The following is a 24,226-nucleotide window of genomic DNA, read 5'->3' on the forward strand; positions in this document are numbered from 1 at the left end:
AACGAACAGCATGCACATCGACTGGGCGGCCCTCGCCTCCGTCTTCGGAGTCAGCCTCCTCACCACCGTGGCCCTCGTCGGCCTCTTCACCCTCGGCATCGTCGGCCTCTCCAAGCGCGAGTCGGCGTCGGCCCAGGGCGGCTCCGCCACCCTCGCGGTCACCGGCGCCTACGCCTGCTTCGCGGCGTGCGCGGCGGCGGTGGCGTACGGGATCTTCATCATCGTGGCCTGACCGACCGCCGGAACCTCGGCCTTCCGCCGGGTGGGGCGCACTTCTCCAGTGCGCCCCACCCGGCTTTTTCATGCCCACCGCTCACTCCCCGCTCACTCGATCGAGCGCATGCGATGCAGCGAAGTGACATATGGCATACTGACATCAAGCTGTCTGCTAGCGTCGACCGCACATACGGCTCCTTGCCATATGCCAAGCATGGAACCGTCACGACGACAGCGAGGAGCCACCCATGCCGAGGGATGTCGACCCCAGCCTGAATCGCCGGAGACTGCGCATCGCGCTCCGCAAGGCCCGCGAGGCCACCGGGCAGTCACAGGGGCAGGCCGCCCACGCCCTCGACTGGTCGCTTTCCAAGATCATGAGAATCGAGCAGGGCGTCGTCAGCCTCTCGGTCACCGATCTGCGCGCCCTGCTCCAGCAGTACGAAGTGACGGACCCTCAGCTCAGCGCCGAGCTGGAGGAGGCCGCCCGTGGCTCGAAGGGCGCCAGCTGGTGGGCCGAGTACAACGACATCATGGGGCCCGGGTTCAGTCAGTACCTGGGGTACGAGAGCGCGGCCGCCTCCATCCGCACGTACAACCCGATCGTGGTGCCGGGCTTCCTGCAGACCGATGAATACGCGATGGCCCTGCTCGCCCCGCGCGTCGACGAGGCACGGGCCCGGCGCATCGTCGAGCTGCGCACCGCGCGCCAGGAGCGCGCGCTGGAGGGCGACGAGCCGCCGTGGACCTTCTTCGTCGTCGACGAGGCCGCGCTGCACCGGCAGATCGGTGGACCCCGCGTGCAGCGGGCGCAGTTGCAGCACCTCATCGACCTGTCGGAGCGCCCCAAGGTCTCTCTTCAAGTACTCCCGTTCACCGCGGGCGCCCACTACTCCACCCCGAACAGCTTCATCCTGCTGGGCTTCACCGATGACGAGGACCTGCTGTATCTGGAGGTCCAGGGAAACCAGTCGATGCGTGACGACCACGAGCTGATCGTGCGCCACCAGGAATGCTTCGAATACCTCCGCGAGATCGCCCTGCGCGGAGACCAGGCCATCGACCTGATCAGCCGCATCAGGGAAGGCATCGACAGCAGCTGACCTCCCCGGCCCAGGAGCCCGGAGAAGCAAGGAGGCCTCACATGCTGCCAGCCGCGTGGAAAGAGTGGTGGCGGGAGGTCCTCACTGCCATCAGGCGAACGCCCTGGCGCACTGGCGGTACGGATGGTGCTCAGGGGGCCGCCGGGCCTTCCGGCAGGGGGCTCCCCACCGGCTCGGCCTCCGCCACCCCGGCCTCCGCCGGTACGGCCCGCCCGGGCTCCACCGATGGCTCCGGCTCCACCGCGTCCGACACGGTCGATACGACCGCCGCCGACACGGCGGCCCATACGGCTGCCGGTTCGGGTCTCTGGCAGACTCCCGTCGCCGACCTCTCCTACAACCAACTCGTCCGTGACGCGATGGCCGACGCCGGTCGCGCCCAGCGGATGGACGACCTGGATCGCCACCGCACCGACGACCACGTCCGGATGTTCACCACCAAGATCGTCTACTGCACCGGCTGCATCCTGGTCCTCGTCGCGGGTCTGGCCGGGCTTCTGGCCGTCATGGGTGCCTTCCACATGAACAACCCATGGCTGATGGGCACCGTGACCACCGTGGTCCTGTCTCCGGTGGTCGCGGTGAGCCGTCAGCTGGCCAAGGTGATATCGCAGGCCGGTGCCGACGTTCCCACCCTCAGCAACGACCGCCGGGCCGTGGTCCCGGCTCAGCGACCCGAGCAGTCGGCAGACGATCCCTCCTGACCTCCGAGAAGCCCCACCGCAGTCCCACGGTCACCGCGACCGCGGCGGCCACCAGCACCCAGGTGGCCAGCCGTGCGGGCGGACCGTCCACGAACAGTGCGGCGGCCGCGCCGACCAGAGTGGCCGCCGCGCCGAGCAGCACGCACGTCAGCGCGATCGCCAGGGCCACGGACCCCCTTCGCGCGCCCCCACGCACGCCGTTCACCGAGGCCCGTACCTCGGCGAGATGATGGTCAGTCATCCTTCTCCCCTCCCCCCGAACCGGCGAAAGCCGTCAGAAACGTCCGCCACCGCTCGGCGGAGAGGACGACATACGGCCCCGACGGATGTTGCGAGTCACGGACGATCACCCCGTCTTCGACGAAGGCCACCTCGACGCATTCGTAATCGGCCCCGCTGAAGCTGCTCTTGCGCCAGGTTCGCCCGAACGAGTTCTCATTGGACACGCCGACCTCCTGCTGCCCGAGAGCCGGCGTCCCCCGACGCGTGTCCGTCGTTTCCCGCCCATGCCGATGCACGATAGCGCCGTGATCTTGGTCGGCCCAGAGGGCCGCCACGAACCACCCCACCACGCCACGACCCGGAACCAACCACTCTCGGACCGCTCTCCGATTGTCGTATTCCAGTCTATGAAGGCTCAATTTGTCGGCCTAGGGGAAAACCGGCCCCGTGTGGGCCTCAGCACACTCTTCCGCCCCAGGTCAACAGCAAGTTGACGGCTGTTCTAACCCCGTGGTGGACTGCCGGAGCCAAGTACGGCGACATGAGAGGAAGCCGGTGTGAGTCCGGCGCGGTCCCGCCACTGTCACCGGGGAAGGAAGCCCCCGGGAGCCAGGAACTCTCACCGCCGGTCTCGTCGAACCAGGGCGTGGACACCCTGAGTGAGGACATATCGCCATGCGCGGCTGCCCAAGTTCTGTGCGAACGACGCGAACTACGCGAACTACAGTTGTGCCCGACCTGACGGTCGGCTGAACCGGTGCGTGCCGATCGCGTCTTCGCGTACGGCGCCGCCGCCGGCCTTCTCGCTGACCTGCTGCTCGGCGACCCTCGCCGGGGGCATCCGGTCGCCGCGTTCGGGCGGGCCGCGGGAGCCGTGGAGCGGGTGCTGTGGCGGGACCACCGCGGGTGGGGCGCGCTGCACACCGCCGTGTGCGTGGGCGGTGCCACCGGCCTCGCGGCGCTGGCCCGCCATTCCGTACGCCGATCCCGTACCGCCTCCATCGCACTGACCGCCGCGGCCACTTGGGCCGTCGTCGCAGGGACCTCCCTCGGGCGCGAGGCCCGCGCGATCGGCGACGCGCTCGCGGTCGGCGACGTCGAAGTGGCCCGGGAGCGACTGCCGCATCTGTGCGGGCGGGATCCCCAGGCGCTCGACTCCGACGGCATCGCGCGAGCCGTCGTCGAGTCCGTCGCCGAGAACACCTCCGATGCCGTGGTGGGGGCCCTGGTGTGGGGGGCTGTCGGCGGCGTGCCCGGGCTTGTCGCCTTTCGTGCCGTGAACACGCTCGACGCCATGGTCGGGCACAAGTCCCCCAAGTACCGGCGGTTCGGGTGGGCTTCCGCGCGGCTCGACGATGTCGCGGGCTGGCCGGGCGCGCGGTTGACCGCCGTGCTCGCCGCCGTCGCGGGACGCGACCGGCGCGGGGCCGTGCGCGCCTGGCGTGCGGACGCGCACAAGCATCCGAGTCCCAACGCGGGGCCCGTGGAGGCCTCGTTCGCGGGGGCGCTGGGGGTGCGGCTGGGCGGGACGCTCTCGTACGGGGGGCGGGTCGAGCACCGGCCCGTACTCAATGGGGAGGGCCGCGCTGTCGTGGTCGACGACATCGAACGGGCCGTGCGGTTGTCGCGGCGCGTCGGCTGGCTGGCGTTGGGGGTCAGTGCCGGGGCCGCGCTGTTGCGGGGCCGGGTCATGAGGCGCCCGGCGCTGGTCGCTGTGTCCACCCTCCCGCAAGCTCTCGGCCTGGCCCGAGCAGGGGGAACCCCCATCGCCCTGCGGAACGATTGCCCACAGCACTTGGGAAGGACGTCATGACGGGCGGCGGGCTGCTCATCGCCGGGACCACCTCCGACGCCGGCAAGAGTGTCGTGACCGCCGGGGTCTGCCGGTGGCTGGTGCGGCAGGGCGTCAAGGTCGCGCCCTTCAAGGCGCAGAACATGTCGCTGAATTCGTTCGTGACGCGCGAGGGCGCCGAGATCGGGCGCGCGCAGGCCATGCAGGCGCAGGCCGCGCGCGTGGAGCCCACCGCGCTCATGAATCCCGTACTGCTCAAGCCGGGGAGCGACCGGAGCAGTCAGGTCGTCCTCATGGGCAAGCCCGTTGGGGAGCTCTCGGCGCGCGGCTACCACGGAGGGCGGCAGGAGCAGCTCCTCGGGACGGTGCTGGACTGCCTCGCCGAGTTGCGGGGCACGTATGACGCGGTGATCTGCGAGGGGGCCGGCAGTCCTGCCGAGATCAATCTGCGGCGTACCGACATCGTGAACATGGGGATCGCCAGGAATGCCCGGCTCCCCGTGCTCGTCGTCGGCGACATCGACCGTGGCGGCGTGTTCGCCTCGTTCTTCGGGACGGTCGCGTTGCTGTCGCGCGAGGACCAGGAGCTCGTCGCCGGGTTCCTCGTCAACAAGTTCCGCGGGGACGTCTCCCTGCTGGAGCCCGGGCTCGAGATGCTGCACGGCCTCACCGGCCGGCGCTCGTACGGCGTCCTGCCCTTCCAGCACGGCCTCGGCATCGACGAGGAGGACGGGCTTCGGGTCTCTCTGCGCGGGGCGGTCCGGGAGTCGGAGGTCACCTCCCCCGTCGGCGAGGACATCCTCCGGGTCGCGGTCTGCGCGATCCCGCTCATGTCCAACTTCACGGACGTGGACGCGCTGGCCGCCGAACCGGGTGTCGTCGTGCGGTTCGTGGACCGGGCCGAGGAGGTCGCCGATGCCGACCTCGTCGTCATTCCCGGTACGCGCGGGACCGTGCGTGCCCTGGAGTGGCTGCGGGAGCGCGGCCTCGCGGACGCCGTCGCGCGCAGAGCCGCCGAGGGACGGCCCGTGCTGGGCATCTGCGGTGGCTTCCAGGTACTCGGCGAGCACATCGAGGACGAGGTCGAGAGCCGCCGAGGTCATGTCGAGGGCCTCGGGCTCCTGCCCGTCCGCGTGCGGTTCGCGCGGGAGAAGACCCTCACGCGGCCCGTCGGTGAGGCGCTCGGCGAGCGCGTCGAGGGGTACGAGATCCACCACGGAGTCGCCGACGTCACCGGCGGAGAGACCTTCTTGGACGGGTGCCGGGTCGGCGCCGTCTGGGGCACGCACTGGCACGGCTCGCTGGAGTCGGACGGATTCCGGCGTGCCTTCCTGCGCGAGGTGGCGGCCGCCGCGGGCCGTCGTTTCGTGCCGGCCGCCGGCACGTCGTTCGCGGCGCTGCGCGAGGAGCAGCTGGACCGGCTCGGCGATCTGATCGAGGAACACGCGGACACGGACGCGCTGTGGCGGCTCATCGAGTCGGGCGCGCCGTCAGGACTGCCTTTCATTCCACCGGGAGCGCCCGCATGAGCACAGTGTTGTTGTTGTCGACCGCCGACACGGATCTGCTGGCGGCGCGTGCCTCCGGCGCCCCGTACCGGATCGGGAATCCGACCCGGGTGGATGTCACGGAGGAGCTCCCGGGGCTCATCGAGGGCGCCGACATCGCCGTCGTACGGCTCCTGGGGGGCAAGCGTGCCTGGGAAGAGGGCCTGAGCAAGCTGAAGGCCTCGGGCATCCCGACCGTCCTGCTCGGCGGGGAGTCCGTCCCGGACGCCGAGTTGATGGCCGAGTCGTCGGTGCCGGCCGGTGTCGTGGCCGAAGCGCTGCGCTACCTCGTGGAGGGCGGCCCGGCGAACCTCACCGAACTGGCTCGCTTCCTCTCCGACACCGTGCTGCTCACGGGTGAGGGCTTCGAAGAGCCGCGGAAGATGGCCGAGTACGGCGTCCACGGCGAGCGTGCCTTCGTCGAGGGGCGCCCGACGGTCGGCGTGCTCTTCTACCGGGCGCACCAGTTGTCCGGCAACACCGCCTTCGTCGACACGCTGTGCGACGCGATCGAGGCGCGGGGCGCCAACGCCCTTGCCGTCTACTGCGGTTCGCTGCGCGGCGCGGACGCGGGCCTGTACGAGATCCTCGGCAAGGCCGACGCGCTGGTCGCCACCGTGCTCGCGGCGGGCGGCGCGCACGCCTCACAGGCGTCCGCGGGCGGTGACGAGGAGGCCTGGGACATCGGCGCGCTCGCCGACCTCGACATCCCCGTGCTGCAAGGGCTCTGCCTGACCTCGTCGAAGCAGGCCTGGGACGAGTCGGACGCCGCCCTCTCCCCCATGGACGCGGCGATGCAGGTCGCGATCCCGGAGTTCGACGGACGCCTCATCACCGTGCCGTTCTCCTTCAAGGAGCAGGGCCCCGACGATGTGCCGGTGTACGTCGCCGACCCCGAGCGGGCCGCGCGCGTCGCCGGGATCGCCCTGCGCCACGCGCGGTTGAAGCACAAGCCGAACGCGGAGAAGAAGCTCGCGCTCGTCTTCACCGCCTACCCGACCAAGCACTCGCGGGTCGGCAACGCGGTGGGGCTCGACACGCCCGCTTCGGCCGTACGGGTCCTGGACGCGCTGCGGGGTGCCGGGTACAGCCTCACCGAATACCCTGCGGGCGGCGACGAGTTGATCCACCGGCTCATCGCGGCCGGCGGTCACGACGTCGAGTGGCTCACCGAGGACCAGCTCGCCGCGGCCCCCGCACGGGTACCGCTCGCCGACTACCGGGCGTGGTTCGACAAGCTCGACCCCGAGCTGCGGGACGGGATGCTGGAAGCGTGGGGCGAGCCGCCGGGCTCCCTCTACGTCGACGGCGACGACATCGTGCTGGCCTGTCTCCAGTTCGGGAACGTCGTCGTGATGATCCAGCCGCCGCGCGGCTTCGGCGAGAACCCCATCGCGATCTACCACGACCCGGACATGCCGCCGTCGCACCACTACATGGCGGCCTATCGGTGGCTGGAAAACTCGTTCGGCGCGGACGCAGTCGTGCACATGGGCAAGCACGGCACGATGGAGTGGCTGCCGGGCAAGGGACTCGGTCTCAGCGGCGGTTGCGCGCCCGACGCCGTCCTCGGTGAACTCCCCCTCGTCTACCCGTTCATCGTCAACGACCCGGGCGAGGGCACCCAGGCCAAGCGCCGCGGCCACGCCACCGTCGTCGACCACCTCGTACCGCCGATGGCGCGCGCGGACACGTACGGCGATCTGGCGAAGCTGGAGCAACTCCTCGACGAGTACGCCCTCGTGTCCGACCTGGACCCGACCAAGGCCCCGGCGGTCCGCGCCCAGATCTGGACCCTCGTCAAGGCCGCGGAACTCCACCACGACCTGCATGTCGACGAGCAGCCGGACGACGCGGCGTTCGACGAGTTCGTCATGCACATCGACGGCTATCTGTGCGAGATCAAGGACGTCCAGATCAGGGATGGCCTGCACATTCTCGGCGGTGGGCCGGAGGCCGAGCCGCGGGTGAACCTCGTGCTGGCGGTGCTGCGCGCCTCGCAGGTGTGGGGTGGCGCGGCGAACGCGCTGCCCGGTCTGCGGGCCTGCCTCGCCGAGCACTTCGGCCTGGTCGAGAAGGAGTTGCTCGCGGAGCCGGGCGCGCCGGTGAAGGTGCCGGTCGAACTGACGGATCTCGTCGAGGGCCCGTCCCGTTCCGCTGCCGACGCGATCGATCTGCTGGAGCAGCTGTGCCGCCGGTTCGCCGAGGGCATGGAGGAACGCGGCTGGGTGACTGCCGAGAGCGCCGCGCTCGTACGGGAAGTCCTCGGCGTCGAACTCCCGGACGCCGTCGCGGTGTTGGAGTTCGCCTGCCGTGAGGTCGTGCCGCGGCTCGCCCGGACGACGGACGAGATCGACCACATCCTCCTGGCCCTCGACGGCGGTTACGTCCCGGCGGGTCCGTCGGGTTCGCCGACCCGTGGGCTCGTGAACGTCCTGCCGACCGGCCGCAACTTCTACTCCGTCGACCCCAAGGCGATCCCGTCCAGGCTGAGCTGGGAGGTCGGGCAGTCGCTCGCCGACTCGCTCGTGGCCCGCTATCTCCAGGACACCGGCGAGTACCCCACATCGGTCGGTCTGACCGTCTGGGGTACGTCCGCGATGCGCACCCAGGGCGACGACATCGCCGAGATCCTCGCCCTGCTCGGCTGCCGCCCGGTGTGGGACGACGCGTCGCGCCGTGTGACCGGCTTCGAGGTCGTGCCCCTGGAGGAGCTGGGCCGGCCGCGCATCGACGTCACGGTCCGCATCTCCGGCTTCTTCCGGGACGCGTTCCCGCACGTCGTCGGTCTCATCGACGACGCGGTGCGGGCGGTCGCAGAACTGGACGAGCCCGCCGACCTCAACTACGTGCGCAGGCACGCCGACGAGGACACCGCCGAGCACGGCGACCGGCGGCGCGCGACGGCCCGTATCTTCGGCTCCAAGCCGGGCGCGTACGGGGCCGGCCTGCTTCCCTTGATCGACGCGCGCAACTGGCGCTCCGACGCGGACCTCGCCGAGGTGTACGCGGTGTGGGGCGGCTACGCGTACGGGCGCGGGCTCGACGGACGGGCGGCGCGCGGCGACATGGAGACCGCGTTCAAGCGCATCGCCGTCGCCGCCAAGAACGTCGACACCCGCGAGCACGACCTGGTCGACGCGGACGACTACTTCCAGTACCACGGCGGCATGGTCGCCATGGTGCGCCATCTGACGGGCGCGAGCCCCGAGGCGTACGTCGGTGACAGCGCCGTACCGGACCAGGTGAAGACCCGGACCCTCGGCGAGGAGACGCACCGCGTGTTCCGCGCCCGGGTCGTCAACCCGCGCTGGATGGCGGCGATGCGGCGGCACGGCTACAAGGGCGCCTTCGAGATGGCGGCGACCGTCGACTACCTCTTCGGGTACGACGCCACGGCCGGGGTCGTGGACGACTGGATGTACGAGAAGCTCAGCGCGGAGTACGTCTTCGATCCGGAGAACCAGGACTTCATGAAGAAGTCCAACCCCTGGGCGCTGCGCGGCATCACGGAGCGCCTGCTGGAGGCCGCCGACCGCGGGCTGTGGGCCGAGCCGGACGCGGACACCCTGGAGCGGCTGCGCGCCACCTATCTGGAGCTCGAAGGCGACTTGGAGGGCGACGACCAGTGAGTACTCCGTTCCCGTTCACGGCCGTGGTCGGCCAGGACGACCTGCGGCTCGCGCTGCTGCTGAACGCCGTCTCGCCGGCCGTGGGCGGCGTGCTCGTCCGAGGCGAGAAGGGCACCGCCAAGTCCACTGCGGTACGGGCCCTCTCGGCCCTCATGCCGCAGGTGGACGTCGTCGCCGGGTGCCGCTTCTCGTGTGCTCCCGCGTCGCCCGATCCGGCCTGCCCGGACGGGCCGCACGAGCCCGGGACGGGCACTCAACGGCCCGCCCGCATGGTGGAGTTGCCGGTCGGCGCCTCCGAGGACCGGCTCGTCGGCGCGCTGGACATCGAGCGGGCGCTCGCGGAGGGCGTGAAGGCCTTCGAGCCGGGGCTGCTGGCCGACGCGCATCGCGGGATTCTCTATGTCGACGAAGTGAATCTGTTGCACGACCACCTCGTCGACCTGCTGCTCGACGCCGCCGCGATGGGCGCCTCGTACGTCGAACGCGAGGGCGTCTCCGTACGGCATGCCGCCCGCTTCCTGCTCGTCGGCACGATGAACCCCGAAGAGGGCGAGCTGCGGCCGCAGTTGCTGGACCGGTTCGGGCTGACGGTCGAGGTCGCGGCCTCCCGGGAGCCCGATCAGCGGGTCGAGGTCGTCCGGCGCAGGCTGGCGTACGACGACGATCCGGACGGGTTCGCTCAACGGTGGGCCGACGAGGAGTCCGCCGTACGGGCGCGGATCGTGGCGGCGCGGGAGCTGTTGCCGTCCGTACGGCTCGGGGACGGGGCGCTGCGGCAGATCGCGGCGACCTGCGCGGCCTTCGAGGTGGACGGCATGCGGGCCGACATCGTGATGGCCCGGACCGCGACCGCGCTGGCCGCCTGGGCGGGGCGGACCGAGGTGCTCGCCGAGGACGTACGCCAGGCGGCGCTGCTCGCGCTGCCGCACCGCCGGCGGCGCAACCCCTTCGACGCCCCGGGCCTCGACGAGGACAAGCTCGACGAGACGCTGGAGGAGTTCGGCGGGCAGGACGGGGACGGCGACGACGAACCGGATCCGGACGGGCCTGGTGGCGGCGGGCAGCCGCCTCAGGACGGGCCTGACGACGGCTGCGCATCTCAGGCGCCGGGGGACGCTCCCGCGCAGCCCGAAGCCGGCGAGGGCGGGCAGCCTCGGGCAGGCGGCGAGCAGTCCCCCGTACGGGCCGCCGAACCCTTTCGTACGAAGGTGCTGAGCGTGCCCGGTCTCGGTGAGGGCGCGGCCGGCCGGCGTTCGCGGGCGCGGACCGAGCACGGGCGGACGACCGGGTCGCGGCGGCCCCAAGGGGCGCTCACCAAGCTGCACCTGGCGGCGACAGTGCAGGCGGCGGCGCCGCATCAGCGGGCGCGCGGGCGGTCGGGGCGCGGTCTCGTCGTACGGCGGGACGATCTGCGCCAGGCGACGCGGGAGGGGCGTGAGGGGAACCTCGTGCTCTTCGTCGTGGACGCCTCCGGGTCGATGGCGGCGCGGCAGCGGATGAGTGCCGTGAAGGGTGCGGTGCTGTCGCTGCTGCTCGACGCGTATCAGCGGCGGGACAAGGTGGGGCTCGTGACCTTCCGGGGGTCCGCGGCCGAGGTCGCGCTGCCGCCCACCTCTTCGGTGGACGCGGCCGCGGCTCGGCTCGAGTCGCTGCCCACGGGTGGGCGTACGCCGCTCGCGGCCGGGTTGCTCCGGGCGCACGACGTGCTGCGGGTCGAGCGGCTGCGGGACGCGGCCCGACGGCCGCTGGTTGTTGTCGTGACGGACGGGCGGGCCACGGGCGGCCCTGAGCCGGTCGCGCTCGCGGGGCGGGCGGCGCGGCTGTTCGCGGCCGACGGGGTCGCCTCCGTGGTCGTCGACTGCGAGGCCGGGCCCGTGCGGCTCGGGCTCGCGGGGCAGCTCGCGGGTGAACTGGGCGGCACCGCGGTGACGTTGGACGAGTTGCGGGCCGATTCCATCGCCGGGCTCGTGCGTGATGTGCAGGGGACTTCGAGGAGGGCCGCGTAATGCCGCAGGGGCAGCCGAGTGTGGTGCCGGACGACGGTCTGACGACGCGTCAGCGCCGGAATCGGCCACTTGTCGTCGTGCACACGGGGATCGGGAAGGGCAAGTCGACCGCCGCCTTCGGGCTCGCGCTGCGCGCCTGGAATCAGGGGTGGCCCATCGGGGTCTTCCAGTTCGTCAAGTCGGCGAAGTGGAAGGTCGGGGAGGAGAACGCGCTGCGTGTGCTGGGCGCGTCCGGTGAGGGCGGGTCCGTCGACTGGCACAAGATGGGCGAGGGCTGGTCCTGGGTCCAGCGCGACTCCCAGATGGACAACGAGGAGAAGGCCCGCGAGGGGTGGGAGCAGGTCAAGCGGGACCTCGCCGCCGAGACGTATCGGTTGTACGTCCTCGACGAGTTCGCGTACCCGATGCACTGGGGGTGGGTGGATGTCGACGAGGTGGTGGCCGTGCTGCGGGATCGGCCGGGGACTCAGCATGTGATCATCACCGGGCGCAATGCCCCCGAGAAGCTCATCGAGTTCGCCGATCTTGTGACGGACATGTCCAAGGTCAAGCACCCGATGGACGCCGGCCAGAAGGGCCAGAGGGGTATCGAGTGGTGATGTCCGTCCCTCGGTTGGTCATTGCCGCGCCCTCGTCGGGCAGCGGCAAGACCACCGTTGCCACGGGGCTGATGGCGGCGTTCGCCTCGCGGGGGCTTGCCGTGTCCCCGCACAAGGTGGGGCCCGACTACATCGATCCCGGGTATCACGCGCTCGCGACCGGGCGTGTGGGGCGGAATCTTGACGCGTATCTGTGCGGGGCGGAGCTCATCGCGCCGTTGTTCGCGCATGGGGCGCGTGGGTGTGATCTTGCGGTTGTCGAGGGTGTCATGGGGCTGTTCGACGGGGCCGCGGGACAGGGGGAGTTGGCCTCCACGGCTCATGTCGCGAAGTTGCTTCGGGCGCCGGTGGTACTGGTCGTCGACGCGTCGTCGCAGTCGCGGTCCGTTGCCGCGCTGGTGCACGGGTTCGCTTCCTGGGATCCCGAAGTGCGGGTTGCGGGGGTGGTCCTCAACAAGGTGGGGTCCGAGCGGCATGAGGCCATGCTGCGGGAGGCGTTGGACGAGTCAGGGGTGCCTGTTCTTGGGGTGCTTCGACGGGTTCAGCAGGTGGACACGCCTGCTCGGCATCTTGGGCTGGTGCCTGTTGCCGAGCGGCGTTCGGAGGCTGTTGAGGCGGTTGCCGCCATGGGCTCGCAGGTGCGGGAGGGGTGTGATCTCGACGCGCTCCTTGCGCTGGCGCGGAGTGCGCCTGAGTTGTCGGGTGCGGCTTGGGATGCGGCTGAGGTGGTTGTTTCTTCGCCCCCGCCGCCCCTTCCCGTTCCCGTCTCTGGGGGCTCCGCCCCCAGACCCCCGTGTCGGCCTGAACGGCCTCGTCCTCAAACGCCGGACGGGCTTAAAGTGGTCGCCCTTGCCGGGGGGCCCGCCTTCACCTTTTCCTACGCCGAGCATGCCGAGTTGCTCACCGCCGCCGGGGCCGAAGTCGTCACGTTCGACCCCCTTCGGGACGAGCAACTGCCCGAGGGGACGGGCGGGTTGGTCATCGGGGGCGGGTTCCCCGAGGTGTACGCGCCGGAGCTGTCGGCCAATGAGGCGCTCCGTAAGTCCGTTGCCGAGCTGGCGCTCAGTGGCGCGCCCGTCGCCGCCGAGTGCGCCGGGCTGCTCTACCTGTGCCGGGAGCTCGACGGGCAGCCCATGTGCGGAGTGCTCGATGCCACGGCCCGGATGAGCGAGCGGCTCACCCTGGGCTACCGGGACGCCGTCGCCGTGTCGGAGAGTGTGCTCGCGCAGGCGGGAGCCAGGATGCGCGGGCACGAGTTCCACCGGACCGTCGTCGAGCCCGGCGCCGGGGCGGCTCCCGCCTGGGGGGTGCGCGCCCCTCAAAAGCGCGTCGAAGGTTTCGTACAACAAGGTGTGCACGCGAGTTATCTGCACACGCACTGGGCGTCCGAGCCCGGTGTCGCCCGTCGGTTCGTGGAGAGGTGCCTGACGTCATGAGCAGCAAGCTGATCGGAGTCGGGGTCGGACCCGGTGATCCGGAGCTGGTGACCGTCAAGGGCGTCAACGCTCTGCGGACCGCCGAGGTCGTCGTCGTACCGGTGATGGCTGCACCCGATGGAAAGGATGGCGGGGAGCGGGGGCGGGCTGAAGCGACCGTTCTTCACTACGTGCCCGAGGAGAAGGTCGTACGCGTCGTCTTCGCGCTCAACGAGCGCAGTGACCGGGAGCGGCGCGAGGCCGCCTGGGATGCCGCCGGTGCGCGGGTCGCCGAGCTGCTCACCAGGCACGCCGCCGTCGCCTTCGCCACCATCGGCGACCCCAACGTGTACTCGACCTTCACCTATCTCGCGCAGACCATCGGGGAGCTCGTTCCCGGCACGGTCGTCGAGACCGTGCCGGGGATCACCGCCATGCAGGACCTCGCCGCGCGGTCGGGGGCCGTGCTCACGGAGGGGACCGAGCCGCTCACCCTGGTGCCGGTGACTGCGGGGGCCGCTGTACTCAAGGACGCCCTGAACGGGCCCGGCACGGTCGTCGCGTACAAGTTCGGGCGGCAGGCGCGGGAGGTCGCCGAGGCGCTGCGCGAGACCGGGCGCATCGACGACGCCGTGTGGGGCTCCGCGCTCGGGCTCGAGGACGAGTCGATCCGGCCGGCGGGCGAACTCGACGGTGGGCCGCTGCCGTACCTCTCCACGCTCATCGCGCCCGCTCGGCGCGACGGCGGACGCGGCGGAAAGCTGTGAGCGGTCCAGGGTGCGGCTCACGCCGCGATGCCCACCACCAGCCAGATGAAGCCCACGCCCGCGACCGTGCACAGCAGGGTCGAACGGGCCGGGTGCTCGTGGTGTGCCTCGGGGAGGATCTCGGCGGCGGCGAGGTACAGCAGTACGCCGCCGAAGAGGCCGAGATAGCCGCCGAGCAGCTCCTCCGGGATCGTGACGAAGAGGGTGGACGCCGCGCCGACCACCGGGGCCGCCGCGTCCGCGATCAGCATCGTGATCGCCTTGCGGCGGGCGTTCCCGTACAGGCTCGTGATCGTGTACGTGTTGAAGCCGTCCGCGAAGTCGTGGGCGATCACCGCGAGGGCGACCGCCAGGCCCATACCGCCGCCGACCTGGAAGGCGGCGCCGATCGCGACGCCGTCCATCGCGCTGTGGCCGACCATGGCCGCGGCCGCCGTCAGACCCACCTCGGGCGCGCGTCCGCCGTTCTCCTCGCCGCCGTGCGCTGCCTGACGGTGGGCCAACAGGCGTTCCACCAGATGGGCCAGCAGGAATCCGGCCACGAAGAGGAGGAGCGCGGCGGGTACGCCGAAGACCTCGTCACCCGCCGCGTGCAGCGCCTCCGGCAGCAGGTCCATGCCGACCACGCCGAGCATCAGGCCGCCGGCCAGGCCCAGCACCAAGTGGCGGCGGTCGGTCACGCGCTGTGCCGTCCAGCCGCCGGCCAGCGTCATCAGGAACGCGCCGAGCGCGACGAGGACCGCCATACGCCCTTGCTATCCGATCGACCCCCGTTCGCGCACGTCCGACGACGGCCGCGCGCGCACTGACTTTTCGCAGCACCCGAGTTTTTCGTAGGAGAGGACCGATTCCCATGGCCGATGCCCCCACCGGCAAGGTGACCTTCGTCGGGGCAGGGCCCGGCGCCGCCGACCTGCTGACGTTCCGCGCCGCGCGCGCCATCGCCGAGGCCGACGTCGTGATCTGGGCGGCCAGCCTGGTGCAGGCCGAGGTCCTCGACCACGCGCGCGAGGGCGCGGAGATCCTCGATTCGGCGACCATGTCGCTGGAGGACGTGGTCGCCGTGTACGAGCGGGCCCATGCGGAGGGTCTGCGGGTGGCTCGGATCCACTCCGGCGACCCGGCCCTGTGGGGCGGCACGCAGGAGCAGGTCGACCGGTGTGCGGAGATCGGCATCGAGACCGAGATCGTCCCGGGCGTCTCCTCCTTCTCCGCCGTCGCCGCGCTCGCGCAGCGCGAACTGACGATTCCCGAGGTCGCGCAGTCCGTGATCCTCACCCGGCTCGGCGGCGGCAAGACGCCGATGCCGCCCGGTGAGGAGGTCCGCGAGTTCGCCCGGCACGGGACGACCATGGCGCTGTTCCTGTCGGCCGCCCGCAGCGGCCAGCTCGTACGGGAGCTGCTGGAGGGGGGCTACCCCACCTCTACACCGGTCGTGGTCGCGTATCAGGCGACCTGGCCGGAGGAGCTGATCGTGAAGTGCACGATCGAGACGCTCGAGGAGACCGTCAAGGAGCACAAGCTCTGGAAGCACACCCTCTTCCTGGTCGGCCCGGCCCTCGACGCCAGCGGCACCCGCTCGCACCTCTACCACCCCGGTCACTTCCACGGGTTCCGCAAGGCCGACCCGCGGGCGCGCGCGGAGCTGCGCGCGGCGCGGAAGGGCGGTCCGTCGTGATCAGTGTCTTCGGTACGGGGACGGGGGCGCCGCTGTCCCCGGATGCCATGTCCGCTCTCGCCGAGGCCGGACTGGTCGTGGGTGCCCGGCGGCATCTGGCGGCCACGCGGCTGCCGGAGGAGGCCGAGCAGGTCGTCCTCGGGCCGCTCGCACCCGCCCTCGACGCCATCGAGCGGTACGTGGAGAAGCAGGAGGGCCGGGTCGTCGTACTCGCCTCCGGCGACCCCGGGTTCTTCGGAATCGTGCGGGCGCTGGCCGAGCGGTTCGGGGCGGAGCGGTTGGACGTCAGACCCGGCGTCTCGTCCGTCGCCACCGCTTTCGCACGGCTCGGGCTGCCCTGGGACGACGCGGTGGTGGTCAGCGCGCACGGGCGTGACCTGCGCACGGCCGTCCAGGTCTGCCGGTCCCGGCCCAAGGTGGCCGTGCTGACCGGACCCGGCTCCGGACCCGCCGAGTTGGGCGCCGCGCTCGCGTACCGCAGCGCCGAACGCGTCCTCGTCGTGGCGAGCGCCCTGGGCGACCCCGACCACGAGCGCGTGGAGCGGGTCACGCCCGCCGAGGCCGCCGCCCGTGACTGGGGTACGGCGGTGAGCGTCGTCCTGTGCCTGGACGAGTCACGTGCCCTCGCCCCCGTACGGACCGTCGCCGGGCCGCCGCCCGGTCCCGCCCAATGGGCCCTGGACGAGAGCGAGTTCGCCCACCGCGACTCGATGATCAGCAAGTTCGAGGTACGGGCGCTCGCGCTGGCCCGGCTCGGGCCGCGCCTCGGCGAGCTGATCTGGGACGTCGGCGCGGGCTCCGGGTCCGTCGCCGTCGAGTGCGCGCGGTTCGGCGCCGCCGTCACCGCGATCGAGAAGACGCGGGACGGCTGCGACCGGATCCGCGCCAACGCCGGGGCGCACGGCGTGGACGTACGGGTCGTGCACGGGGCCGCGCCCACGGTGCTGTCCGATCTGGACGATCCGGACGCGGTCTTCATCGGCGGCGGTGGGCGCGAACTGCCCGCCATCGTCACGGTCTGCGCGCGGCGGGCACGGCGTGCCGTCGTGGTCGCCATGGCCGCGCTGGACCGCGTGTCGGCGGCCCGGGACGCGCTCACCGGCGCCGGGTTCGACTGCGACGGCGTGCTGTTGCAGTCGTCGCGGCTGGCGCCGCTGCCGGGTGGCGTCACCCGGCTCGCGGCCACCAATCCCGTCTTTCTGCTGTGGGGCGTCCGCCCTCCGGCCCGTACCGAAGGAGTCCCCCAGTGATCGGCCTGATTTCCGCCACGGCGGCGGGGGCGGTGGCCCGTGACCGGCTTGCCACCGCCTGGCCCACCCGTACGCGGGTGTACGACGGGTCCGTGGGGGACGCCGTGCGGGCCGCGTTCGCGGAGTGCGAGCAGGTGGTGTGCTTCCTTGCCACGGGGGCCACTGTGCGACTGGTTGCCCCGCTGCTGGGTGACAAGACGTCCGACCCGGGGGTCGTCTGCGTCGACGAGGGCGGGCGGTTTGCCGTGGCCCTCGTGGGGGGCCACGGGGGTGGCGCCAATGAACTCGCCCGGGAGGTCGGCGAGTTGCTCGGGGCCGAGCCGGTGGTGACTACCGCGACCGACTCCGTCGGGGTGCCTGGGCTGGATACGCTCGGGTTCCCCGTGGAGGGGGATGTCGCCGGGGTCTCCAGGGCCATGTTGGACGGGGAACCCGTTGCGCTGGAGGCGGAGGTGAGCTGGCCCCTGCCTGCGTTGCCGTCGAATGTGGGGCGCCCGGCGGTGGGGGCTGTGCCCACCCTCCCCCAAGCTCTCGGCTCCGCTCGAGCAGGGGGGACCCCCATCGCCCTGCGGGACGATTGCCCACAGCCAGGTACACCCGTCATCCGCGTCACCGACCGTGCCGTTGAGCCCGTGAGGCGCGAAGTCGTCCTCCGGCCGCCCTCCCTCGTCGTCGGCGTCGGCGCTTCCAAGGGCGCGCCCGTCGATGAGGTGCTCGGGCTGGTCGAGGACGCGCTCCGGGAGGCCGGGCTGTCGGCGAAGTCCGTCGCCGAGCTCGCCACCGTCGACGCCAAGGCCGACGAGCCCGGCATCGTCGCGGGCGCCGAGCGGCTCGGGGTGCCCGTAGTCACGTACACCGCAGAGGAGTTGGCGAAGGTCGAGGTGCCGAACCCCTCGGACGCGCCGCTCGCCGCTGTCGGTACCCCTTCCGTGGCAGAGGCCGCCGCCCTCGTACGCGGCGGTGAACTCCTGGTCCCCAAGCGGAAATCGGAGCGCGCGGACGGGCAGCCGGCGATGGCGACCTGTGCCGTCGTGCGTCGGCCGGCGCGCGGGCGGCTCGCTGTCGTCGGGCTCGGGCCCGGCGCGCGTGATCTCCTCACCCCGCGGGCCAAGGACGAACTCCGCCGCGCCTCGGTGCTCGTCGGGCTCGATCAGTACGTCGACCAGATCCGCGATCTGCTGCGGCCCGGGACCCGGGTGCTGGAGTCGGGTCTCGGTGCCGAGGAGGAGCGGGCGCGTACGGCGGTGGCGGAGGCCCGGCGCGGGCAGGCCGTCGCGCTGATCGGCAGTGGCGACGCGGGCGTGTACGCGATGGCGTCGCCCGCGCTGGCCGAGGCGTCCGACGACATCGACGTGGTCGGGGTGCCGGGCGTGACCGCCGCGCTCGCGGCCGGAGCGATCCTGGGCGCGCCCCTCGGGCACGACCATGTGTCGATCAGTCTCTCCGACCTCCACACTCCGTGGGAGGTCATCGAGCGGCGGGTGCGCGCGGCGGCCGAGGCGGACATCGTGGTCACCTTCTACAACCCCCGCAGCCGGGGCCGGGACTGGCAGCTGCCGAAGGCGCTCGCCATTCTCGCCGAGCACCGGGAGCCGACGACGCCGGTGGGTGTCGTACGCAATGCCTCCCGTGCCGACGAGTCGAGCCGGGTGACGACGCTGGGGTCCCTGGATCCGGCGATCGTGGACATGATGACCGTGGTGACCGTGGGCAATACGGCGACCCGTGAGATCGCCGGGCGCATGGTGACGCCGCGCGGCTACCGCTGGCAGGAGGAGCCCAAGTGAGCCGAGTGAGCCAGGTGTTCCCCGAGACCCGGGTCGTGCACCCCATCGAGCAGGAGTCCTTCCGGCGGCTGCGCGCCCGCCTGGACACCTCGCACTTCGCGCCGCTGACCCGAGCGGTGGTGGAGCGGGTCATCCACTCCGCCGCCGACCTGGAGTACGCGAGGGACCTCGTCACCGACGAAGTCGCCCTCGAGAAGGCGCACGCGGCGCTGCACGCCGGGGCCCCCGTCGTGGTGGACGTCGAGATGGTCGCGGCGGGCATCACGCGCCGCGACACCGTCTGCCGCCTCAAGGACGCCAAGTCGGGCCCCGGCCTGACCCGTTCGGCCCATGCGATCCGGCTCGCGTACGAGGATGTCGGGCCCGGCGCGCTGTGGGTGATCGGCTGTGCGCCCACCGCCCTGGAGGAGTTGCTGAGGCTGGACGCCGATCCGGCGCTCGTCATCGGTCTGCCCGTCGGTTTCGTCGGCGCGGCCGAGTCCAAGGCCGCGTTGCGCGAGAGCGGGCTGCCCGCCGTCAGCAACGTGTCCGAGAAGGGCGGCTCGGCGGTCGCCGCCGCCGCGCTCAACGCCCTGCTGTACCACCCCGTGACCAAGGCCTTCGAGCCTTCTAAGGAGAAATCGTGACCACCCCGCCCCCCGCCCTGCTCATCGCCGGACACGGCACCCGGGACGAGGCCGGAGCCGAGGCCTTCCGCGACTTCGTACGGGAGCTGGGGCACCGTCATCCCGAACTGCCCGTCGCGGGCGGGTTCATCGAGCTGTCCCCGCCGCCGCTGGGTGACGCCGTGAGCGAACTGGTCGAGCAGGGGGTACGGCGTTTCGCCGCCGTACCCCTGATGCTGGTGTCCGCCGGGCACGCCAAGGGGGACATCCCGGCGGCGCTGGCCCGTGAGAAGGAGCGGCACCCCGGGATCTCGTACACGTACGGACGTCCGCTGGGCCCGCACCCGTCGCTGCTCGCCGTTCTGGAGCGGCGGCTCGACGAGGCCCTGGGAGGCAGGGCCCGTACGCCCGAGGACCGGGCCGATGTGACCGTGCTGCTCGTCGGACGCGGCTCCACCGACCCGGACGCCAACGCCGAGGTGCACAAGGCGGCGCGGCTGCTGTGGGAGGGCCGGGGGTACGCGGGCGTCGAGACGGCGTTCGTGTCGCTGGCGGCGCCGGACGTGCCGTCCGGGCTCGACCGCTGCGTGAAGCTGGGCGCGCGCCGGATCGTCGTGCTCCCCTACTTCCTCTTCACGGGCATCCTCCCCGACCGGGTGCGGCAGCAGACCGAGGGCTGGGCCGCCGCGCACCCCGACGTCGAGGTGCGGTCCGCCGATGTGATCGGCCCCGAGCCGGAGCTGCTCGACCTCGTCATGGAGCGCTACCGGGAGGCCGTCCAGGGCGACCTGCGGATGAACTGCGACTCGTGCGTGTACCGCATCGCCCTGCCCGGCTTCGAGGACAAGGTGGGGCTCCCCCAGCAGCCGCACTTCCACCCGGACGATGACGGTCAGCACCATCACGGGCACCACCACGGTGGTCACGCGCACTCGCACTCCCATGCGCACTGAGGCGGCGGGCGAGGGCGAGGCGCACGAGGCCGACGTGCACGAGGGCGGTGCGCACGATCTGCGTCACCACGGTGACGCCGAGGTGCGCGACGACGGTTCGACGCTCACCGATCTCGCCGTGAACGTCCGCGCGGACACGCCTCCGTCGTGGCTGCGCGAGCGGATCGCCGCGTCGCTGAGCGGGCTCGCGGCCTACCCGGACGGGCGGGCCGCGCGGGCCGCGGTGGCGGCGCGGCACGGGCTGCCGGTGGAGCGGGTGCTGCTCACGGCGGGCGCGGCGGAGGCGTTCGTGCTGCTCGCGCGTGCCCTGAAAGTCCGCCAACCAGTCGTCGTGCACCCGCAGTTCACGGAACCCGAGGCCGCCCTGCGGGACGCGGGCCATACGGTCGACCGTGTCCTGCTCCGCCCGGAGGACGGCTTTCGTCTCGACCCCGCGGCCGTTCCCGAAGACGCCGACCTCGTCGTGATCGGCAATCCGACCAATCCGACGTCGGTGCTGCACCCGGCCGCCTCGATTGCCGGACTCGCCCGGCCCGGGCGGGTGTTGGTGGTCGACGAGGCATTCATGGATGCGGTGCCGGGTGAGCGGGAGGCGCTTGCCGGCCGGACGGACGTGCCCGGGCTCGTGGTGCTGCGCAGCCTCACGAAGACGTGGGGGCTGGCCGGACTGCGCATCGGCTACGTCCTCGCCGCTCCCGAGACGATCGCTTCGCTGGAGCGTGCCCAGCCGCTCTGGCCCGTCTCCACGCCCGCCCTCGCCGCGGCGGAGGCCTGTGTGTCCTCCCAGGCGCTGGCGGAGGCCGCGCACGCGGCGCACCGGGTCGCGGCGGATCGGGCCCATCTTGTGGCTGGGCTCAAGGAGTTCGAGGCCGATGGGCTGCGGGTCGTGGAGCCCGCGGAGGGGCCGTTCGTCCTGATCCGTCTCCCGCGTGCGGCTTCCGTGCGGCGGCGCCTTCGCGGGCTTGGCTTCGCCGTGCGGCGCGGGGACACCTTCCCCGGGCTCGACGAGGAGTGGTTGCGGCTGGCGGTACGGGACCGGGGGACGGTGAACCAGTTCCTGCAGGCCTTGGATCGGGCGGTGACGGTGGGCGGGGACTGAGGCAGGGGTTCTTCGCCCCCTCCGCCCCTACCCGTCCCGACCAGCCTTTCGGCTGCGGCTGCGTGGGGGCTGGTCGCGCAGTTCCCCGCGCCCCTTTTAGGGGCGCGGGGAACTGGGTAATCTTTTAAGCGGGGGTCGGGGGGCGCAGCCCCCAGGGACGGGACGGGTAGGGGCGGAGGGGGCGAAAACCCTCCCCCGTCAGCCCCGCCGGCGGCGCGTCAAAGCCACCGCTCCCCCGCCCGCCGCGAGCAACGCGACCGCGCCACCCGCGATGTACGGCGTCACGGAGCTGCCCCCGGTCTCGGCGAGGTCCGCCTCCGCGGGAGCCCCTTGGGGCTTCACGTCGGACGCCGGACCGGCGGGCTCGGTCTGCGGGGCGGGTGGCGCCGCGGGCGACGAACAGGTCGCCCCGGCCAGGGTCACGGTGCCCTCGACCTCGGCCACGTTCAGCTTCAACGGATTGATGGACACCGTGAGTTCGAGCGCGGACGCGGCGGCCGTACGGGACGTGGTCTCGGTCTTGGAGAGGTCGAGCCGGACCTCACCGACCCCGGGCACCTTCACCTCCGTCGGCCCGCCCACCGACAGCGTCACCTTCTTGCCGAGGACGGTGACCCCGCCGAGAAGGTTCGCGGTGGCCACGGGCTTCTTCCCGGCCTCGCACGTCGCCTTGGAGGTCACCTGCTCGACCTCGATGAGCGACAGCAGCGGCAGCCCGGGAACATGGACCACCGCGTGCGCGAGATGCGTGGAGCCCTCCGCCTTCCCGGCGGACACGGTGGCCTTCGCGGTGGCGACGTCCGCGCGCAGCACGCTGAACGCACGCCCGCCGTCGACACCGTCCAACCGCGCGGTGAGCGCGGTCTTCTGGGCGCTCTGCGGCGCCCGCACCTCGTTGAGGGAGACCGAAAGCGGAACGTTCACGGTCTTGTTGAGCAGGGACACGTCGAGCCCGGTACGGAGCACGACGGCGCTCGCGCGACCGTGGTCGGTGGTCGCGTGAGCGGAGCCCGCGCCGGCCAGCGCCGCGGGACCGGCGGCGAGGACACCGGCGGCCGCGGTGGCGGCGAAACGACGTGCGGGCATGCGGAAGTTGTTGCTGTTCAAGGGTGGGACCCCCATGGGAGAAAAGCTTGGGACCCGGCAAGAATTACGCACTGAGAGTGAACAGTCAGCAACCTGACGTGACTTCACTCCAACGTGGGGTTTCCGTAAATCAATTCGATTCTCCCGGCACGGATGTTCTCTGCCGTCACCCACTCAACTACCCCTGCGCGAATACGCCGGTTGACGCTCCGGCGCATGGGCGAAGGTGTTCAACGAGCCGGTCCGGCCAATCGTCACGCTCCGTCAACAGGCCAAAGGCAGCCTGTAGTGGCCGGACTTCCCGTCCACCCGACAGGCGGCGGGGCACAGGCGCTCCTATGCTGTTCATGCGGGGCCTTGGGGCCCGAGGGTGGGGCGGGGCATCCATGCTTGGAGTCAGCCATGACGCACTCATCCGGACGCTTGCGCAGGGGTGCCGTCACCGCCACGGCGGTGGGAACGCTCGTGGTGCCCCTCGCGGGCGGGACCGCCTTCGGGGCGCCCACTCCCGGTCATACGGCTGCCACCACCGTCACCGCGACCGAACCACCTTCGCCGTCCGCCTCGTCCTCGGGCGATGTCCGCGCGCTCACCCCTGATGTGACGCACCAGCTCGACGTGGCCGTGCAGCAGGTCATGCGGCAGGCGAACATACCCGGCGTGACCGTGGGCATCTGGACACCCGACAAGGGAAATTACGTGCGGTCGTTCGGGGTCGCCGACAAGAGCAACGGCCAGAGGATGTCACCGGATCTGTACATGCGGATCGGCAGCGAGACCAAGACCTTCACCGTGACCGCGCTGTTGAAGCTGGTGGACGAGGGCAAGGTGGGACTGGACGATCCGATCGGCAAGTACATCTCCGGCGTGCCCAACGGCGACAAGATCACTCTGCGTCAGCTGGCCGGGATGCGCAGCGGGCTCTTCAACTACTCCGAGGATCCGGACTTCTTCAAGGCGCTGACCACCGATCCTGAGCGGCCGTTCACGCCGCAGGAGCTGCTCAACTACTCCTTCAAGCACCCCGTGCTGTTCCCGCCGGGCGAGAAGTTCTCCTACTGCAACACCAACCTCATCCTGCTCGGCCTGGTCGTCGAGAAGGTGGGCGGTCAGCCGATTCAGGACTTCATCAGGAAGAACGTCCTCATACCGGCCGGAATGAATCACACGGTCTTCCCGACCGACGCGGCGTTCCCGAGCCCGCACGCCCAGGGGTACACGAACCAGACCGCGGACGGGAAGGTCGCGAACTCGACCAACTGGAACCCCTCCTGGGGCTGGGCGGCCGGCGCGATGATCTCCAACCTGAACGATCTGCGCACCTGGGCGCCCACGGTGGCCACGGGCGTGTTTCCCGACGGCTCCTACATGATCAGCCCCGCCACACAGAAGGAGCGGCTCACCACGCCCCCGACCACGATCCCCGGCGCCGGGTACGGCCTCGGTATCTTCAACGTCCAGGGCTGGATCGGACACAACGGCTCACTGCCGGGCTACGAGTCCCTGACGATCTACCTCCCGTCGGCGAAGACGACCCTCGTCGTGGTGCTCAACACCGACATCAACTACCAGGGCTCGGAGCCCAGCACCGTCGTCGGCGAGGCGGTCACGAAGATCGTCAGTCCGCAGCACGTCTTCAACCTGCCGGCACAGCCGGCCGCGCATTGACCGTCGCGCCGCGCAGGGTGCGCAGGCGCCGGACCCGCGGCACGGGCCGGGGACACCCGCTCCTCGACGCACGTCGGCCCTGGGGCCTGTCTTTCGG

21 protein-coding genes and 1 riboswitch are annotated in these 24,226 nt (G+C 71.6%); of the genes, 17 read left to right on the forward strand and 4 right to left on the reverse strand.

Features of this window, described 5'->3' with window-relative positions; all coding sequences use genetic code 11:
- The first annotated feature begins 10 nt into the window (after window positions 1–10).
- The 3 genes from AB5J53_RS12285 (at window position 11) to AB5J53_RS12295 (ending at window position 2,023) form a co-directional block, all read left to right on the forward strand.
- Window positions 11–232 (forward strand): hypothetical protein, encoded by a 222-nt coding sequence (locus AB5J53_RS12285; RefSeq protein WP_369245662.1) that lies wholly within the window; start codon window positions 11–13, stop codon window positions 230–232.
- Window positions 233–464: 232 nt separating this feature from the next.
- Window positions 465–1,319, forward strand: a complete 855-nt coding sequence (locus tag AB5J53_RS12290) for a helix-turn-helix domain-containing protein (protein ID WP_369245663.1) — start codon at window positions 465–467, stop codon at window positions 1,317–1,319.
- 41 nt (window positions 1,320–1,360) lie between these two features.
- Window positions 1,361–2,023: a hypothetical protein gene (locus tag AB5J53_RS12295; RefSeq protein ID WP_369245664.1), complete on the forward strand. Its 663-nt coding sequence runs from the start codon at window positions 1,361–1,363 to the stop codon at window positions 2,021–2,023.
- Here the strand turns inward: AB5J53_RS12295 and AB5J53_RS12300 are convergent.
- Both AB5J53_RS12300 and AB5J53_RS12305 read right to left on the reverse strand, forming a co-directional pair.
- Window positions 1,956–2,264, reverse strand: coding sequence for a hypothetical protein (locus AB5J53_RS12300; protein ID WP_369245665.1), 309 nt, complete (start codon window positions 2,262–2,264; stop codon window positions 1,956–1,958). The two genes, AB5J53_RS12295 and AB5J53_RS12300, sit on opposite strands and share 68 nt — an antisense overlap.
- On the reverse strand, window positions 2,257–2,580 hold the full coding sequence (locus tag AB5J53_RS12305) for a DUF397 domain-containing protein (protein WP_369245666.1): 324 nt from the start codon (window positions 2,578–2,580) through the stop codon (window positions 2,257–2,259). The genes AB5J53_RS12300 and AB5J53_RS12305 overlap by 8 nt, the downstream gene beginning before the upstream one ends.
- A 161-nt stretch (window positions 2,581–2,741) precedes the next feature.
- Window positions 2,742–2,885: riboswitch (cobalamin riboswitch) on the forward strand.
- A gap of 117 nt (window positions 2,886–3,002) precedes the next feature.
- On the opposite strand from AB5J53_RS12305, the gene AB5J53_RS12310 reads away from it, so the two are divergent.
- From AB5J53_RS12310 to cobI, 7 genes are read left to right on the forward strand one after another with little or no spacing between them, the layout of a single operon-like run.
- Window positions 3,003–4,058, forward strand: a complete 1,056-nt coding sequence (locus AB5J53_RS12310; protein ID WP_369245667.1) for a cobalamin biosynthesis protein — start codon at window positions 3,003–3,005, stop codon at window positions 4,056–4,058.
- Window positions 4,055–5,566 carry a cobyric acid synthase gene (locus AB5J53_RS12315; protein ID WP_369245668.1) on the forward strand — a complete coding sequence of 504 codons (1,512 nt, stop codon included), beginning with the start codon at window positions 4,055–4,057 and terminating at the stop codon, window positions 5,564–5,566. Before AB5J53_RS12310 ends, AB5J53_RS12315 begins: the two co-directional genes overlap by 4 nt.
- Window positions 5,563–9,216: a cobaltochelatase subunit CobN gene (cobN, locus tag AB5J53_RS12320; protein WP_369245669.1), complete on the forward strand. Its 3,654-nt coding sequence runs from the start codon at window positions 5,563–5,565 to the stop codon at window positions 9,214–9,216. The genes AB5J53_RS12315 and cobN overlap by 4 nt, the downstream gene beginning before the upstream one ends.
- Window positions 9,213–11,222, forward strand: coding sequence for a putative cobaltochelatase (locus tag AB5J53_RS12325; protein ID WP_369245670.1), 2,010 nt, complete (start codon window positions 9,213–9,215; stop codon window positions 11,220–11,222). The genes cobN and AB5J53_RS12325 overlap by 4 nt, the downstream gene beginning before the upstream one ends.
- The gene (gene cobO, locus AB5J53_RS12330; protein ID WP_369245671.1) at window positions 11,222–11,821 is read left to right on the forward strand and encodes a cob(I)yrinic acid a,c-diamide adenosyltransferase; all 600 of its coding nucleotides are present in this window, start codon (window positions 11,222–11,224) and stop codon (window positions 11,819–11,821) included. The genes AB5J53_RS12325 and cobO overlap by 1 nt, the downstream gene beginning before the upstream one ends.
- Window positions 11,821–13,257 carry a cobyrinate a,c-diamide synthase gene (locus AB5J53_RS12335; RefSeq protein WP_369252181.1) on the forward strand — a complete coding sequence of 479 codons (1,437 nt, stop codon included), beginning with the start codon at window positions 11,821–11,823 and terminating at the stop codon, window positions 13,255–13,257. Before cobO ends, AB5J53_RS12335 begins: the two co-directional genes overlap by 1 nt.
- Window positions 13,254–14,003 (forward strand): precorrin-2 C(20)-methyltransferase, encoded by a 750-nt coding sequence (gene cobI / locus AB5J53_RS12340; RefSeq protein WP_369245672.1) that lies wholly within the window; start codon window positions 13,254–13,256, stop codon window positions 14,001–14,003. The genes AB5J53_RS12335 and cobI overlap by 4 nt, the downstream gene beginning before the upstream one ends.
- A 17-nt stretch (window positions 14,004–14,020) precedes the next feature.
- Here cobI and AB5J53_RS12345 read toward each other — a convergent pair whose 3' ends face one another.
- On the reverse strand, window positions 14,021–14,749 hold the full coding sequence (locus tag AB5J53_RS12345; protein WP_369245673.1) for a ZIP family metal transporter: 729 nt from the start codon (window positions 14,747–14,749) through the stop codon (window positions 14,021–14,023).
- A gap of 107 nt (window positions 14,750–14,856) precedes the next feature.
- Here AB5J53_RS12345 and cobM point away from each other — a divergent pair, with 107 nt between their 5' ends.
- From cobM to cobC, 6 genes are read left to right on the forward strand one after another with little or no spacing between them, the layout of a single operon-like run.
- On the forward strand, window positions 14,857–15,681 hold the full coding sequence (gene cobM / locus AB5J53_RS12350; RefSeq protein ID WP_369245674.1) for a precorrin-4 C(11)-methyltransferase: 825 nt from the start codon (window positions 14,857–14,859) through the stop codon (window positions 15,679–15,681).
- Window positions 15,678–16,931, forward strand: a complete 1,254-nt coding sequence (gene cbiE, locus AB5J53_RS12355) for a precorrin-6y C5,15-methyltransferase (decarboxylating) subunit CbiE (RefSeq protein WP_369245675.1) — start codon at window positions 15,678–15,680, stop codon at window positions 16,929–16,931. The genes cobM and cbiE overlap by 4 nt, the downstream gene beginning before the upstream one ends.
- On the forward strand, window positions 16,928–18,718 hold the full coding sequence (gene cobJ, locus AB5J53_RS12360) for a precorrin-3B C(17)-methyltransferase (protein ID WP_369245676.1): 1,791 nt from the start codon (window positions 16,928–16,930) through the stop codon (window positions 18,716–18,718). Before cbiE ends, cobJ begins: the two co-directional genes overlap by 4 nt.
- A gap of 5 nt (window positions 18,719–18,723) precedes the next feature.
- Window positions 18,724–19,344, forward strand: coding sequence for a precorrin-8X methylmutase (locus tag AB5J53_RS12365; protein WP_369252183.1), 621 nt, complete (start codon window positions 18,724–18,726; stop codon window positions 19,342–19,344).
- On the forward strand, window positions 19,341–20,276 hold the full coding sequence (locus AB5J53_RS12370; RefSeq protein WP_369245677.1) for a sirohydrochlorin chelatase: 936 nt from the start codon (window positions 19,341–19,343) through the stop codon (window positions 20,274–20,276). The genes AB5J53_RS12365 and AB5J53_RS12370 overlap by 4 nt, the downstream gene beginning before the upstream one ends.
- The gene (gene cobC / locus AB5J53_RS12375) at window positions 20,266–21,375 is read left to right on the forward strand and encodes an Rv2231c family pyridoxal phosphate-dependent protein CobC (RefSeq protein WP_369252185.1); all 1,110 of its coding nucleotides are present in this window, start codon (window positions 20,266–20,268) and stop codon (window positions 21,373–21,375) included. The genes AB5J53_RS12370 and cobC overlap by 11 nt, the downstream gene beginning before the upstream one ends.
- A 198-nt stretch (window positions 21,376–21,573) precedes the next feature.
- Here the strand turns inward: cobC and AB5J53_RS12380 are convergent, their stop codons facing one another.
- Entirely contained in the window at window positions 21,574–22,482 is a 909-nt protein-coding gene (locus tag AB5J53_RS12380) for an SCO1860 family LAETG-anchored protein (RefSeq protein ID WP_369252187.1), read from the reverse strand.
- 381 nt (window positions 22,483–22,863) lie between these two features.
- Between AB5J53_RS12380 and AB5J53_RS12385 the strand changes: the two genes are divergently transcribed.
- Window positions 22,864–24,129 (forward strand): serine hydrolase domain-containing protein, encoded by a 1,266-nt coding sequence (locus AB5J53_RS12385; RefSeq protein ID WP_369245678.1) that lies wholly within the window; start codon window positions 22,864–22,866, stop codon window positions 24,127–24,129.
- Window positions 24,130–24,226: the final 97 nt, after the last annotated feature.

Origin of the sequence: Streptomyces sp. R41 (assembly GCF_041053055.1) — a bacterium.
In the GTDB taxonomy this organism is placed as follows: Bacteria; Actinomycetota; Actinomycetes; order Streptomycetales; family Streptomycetaceae; genus Streptomyces.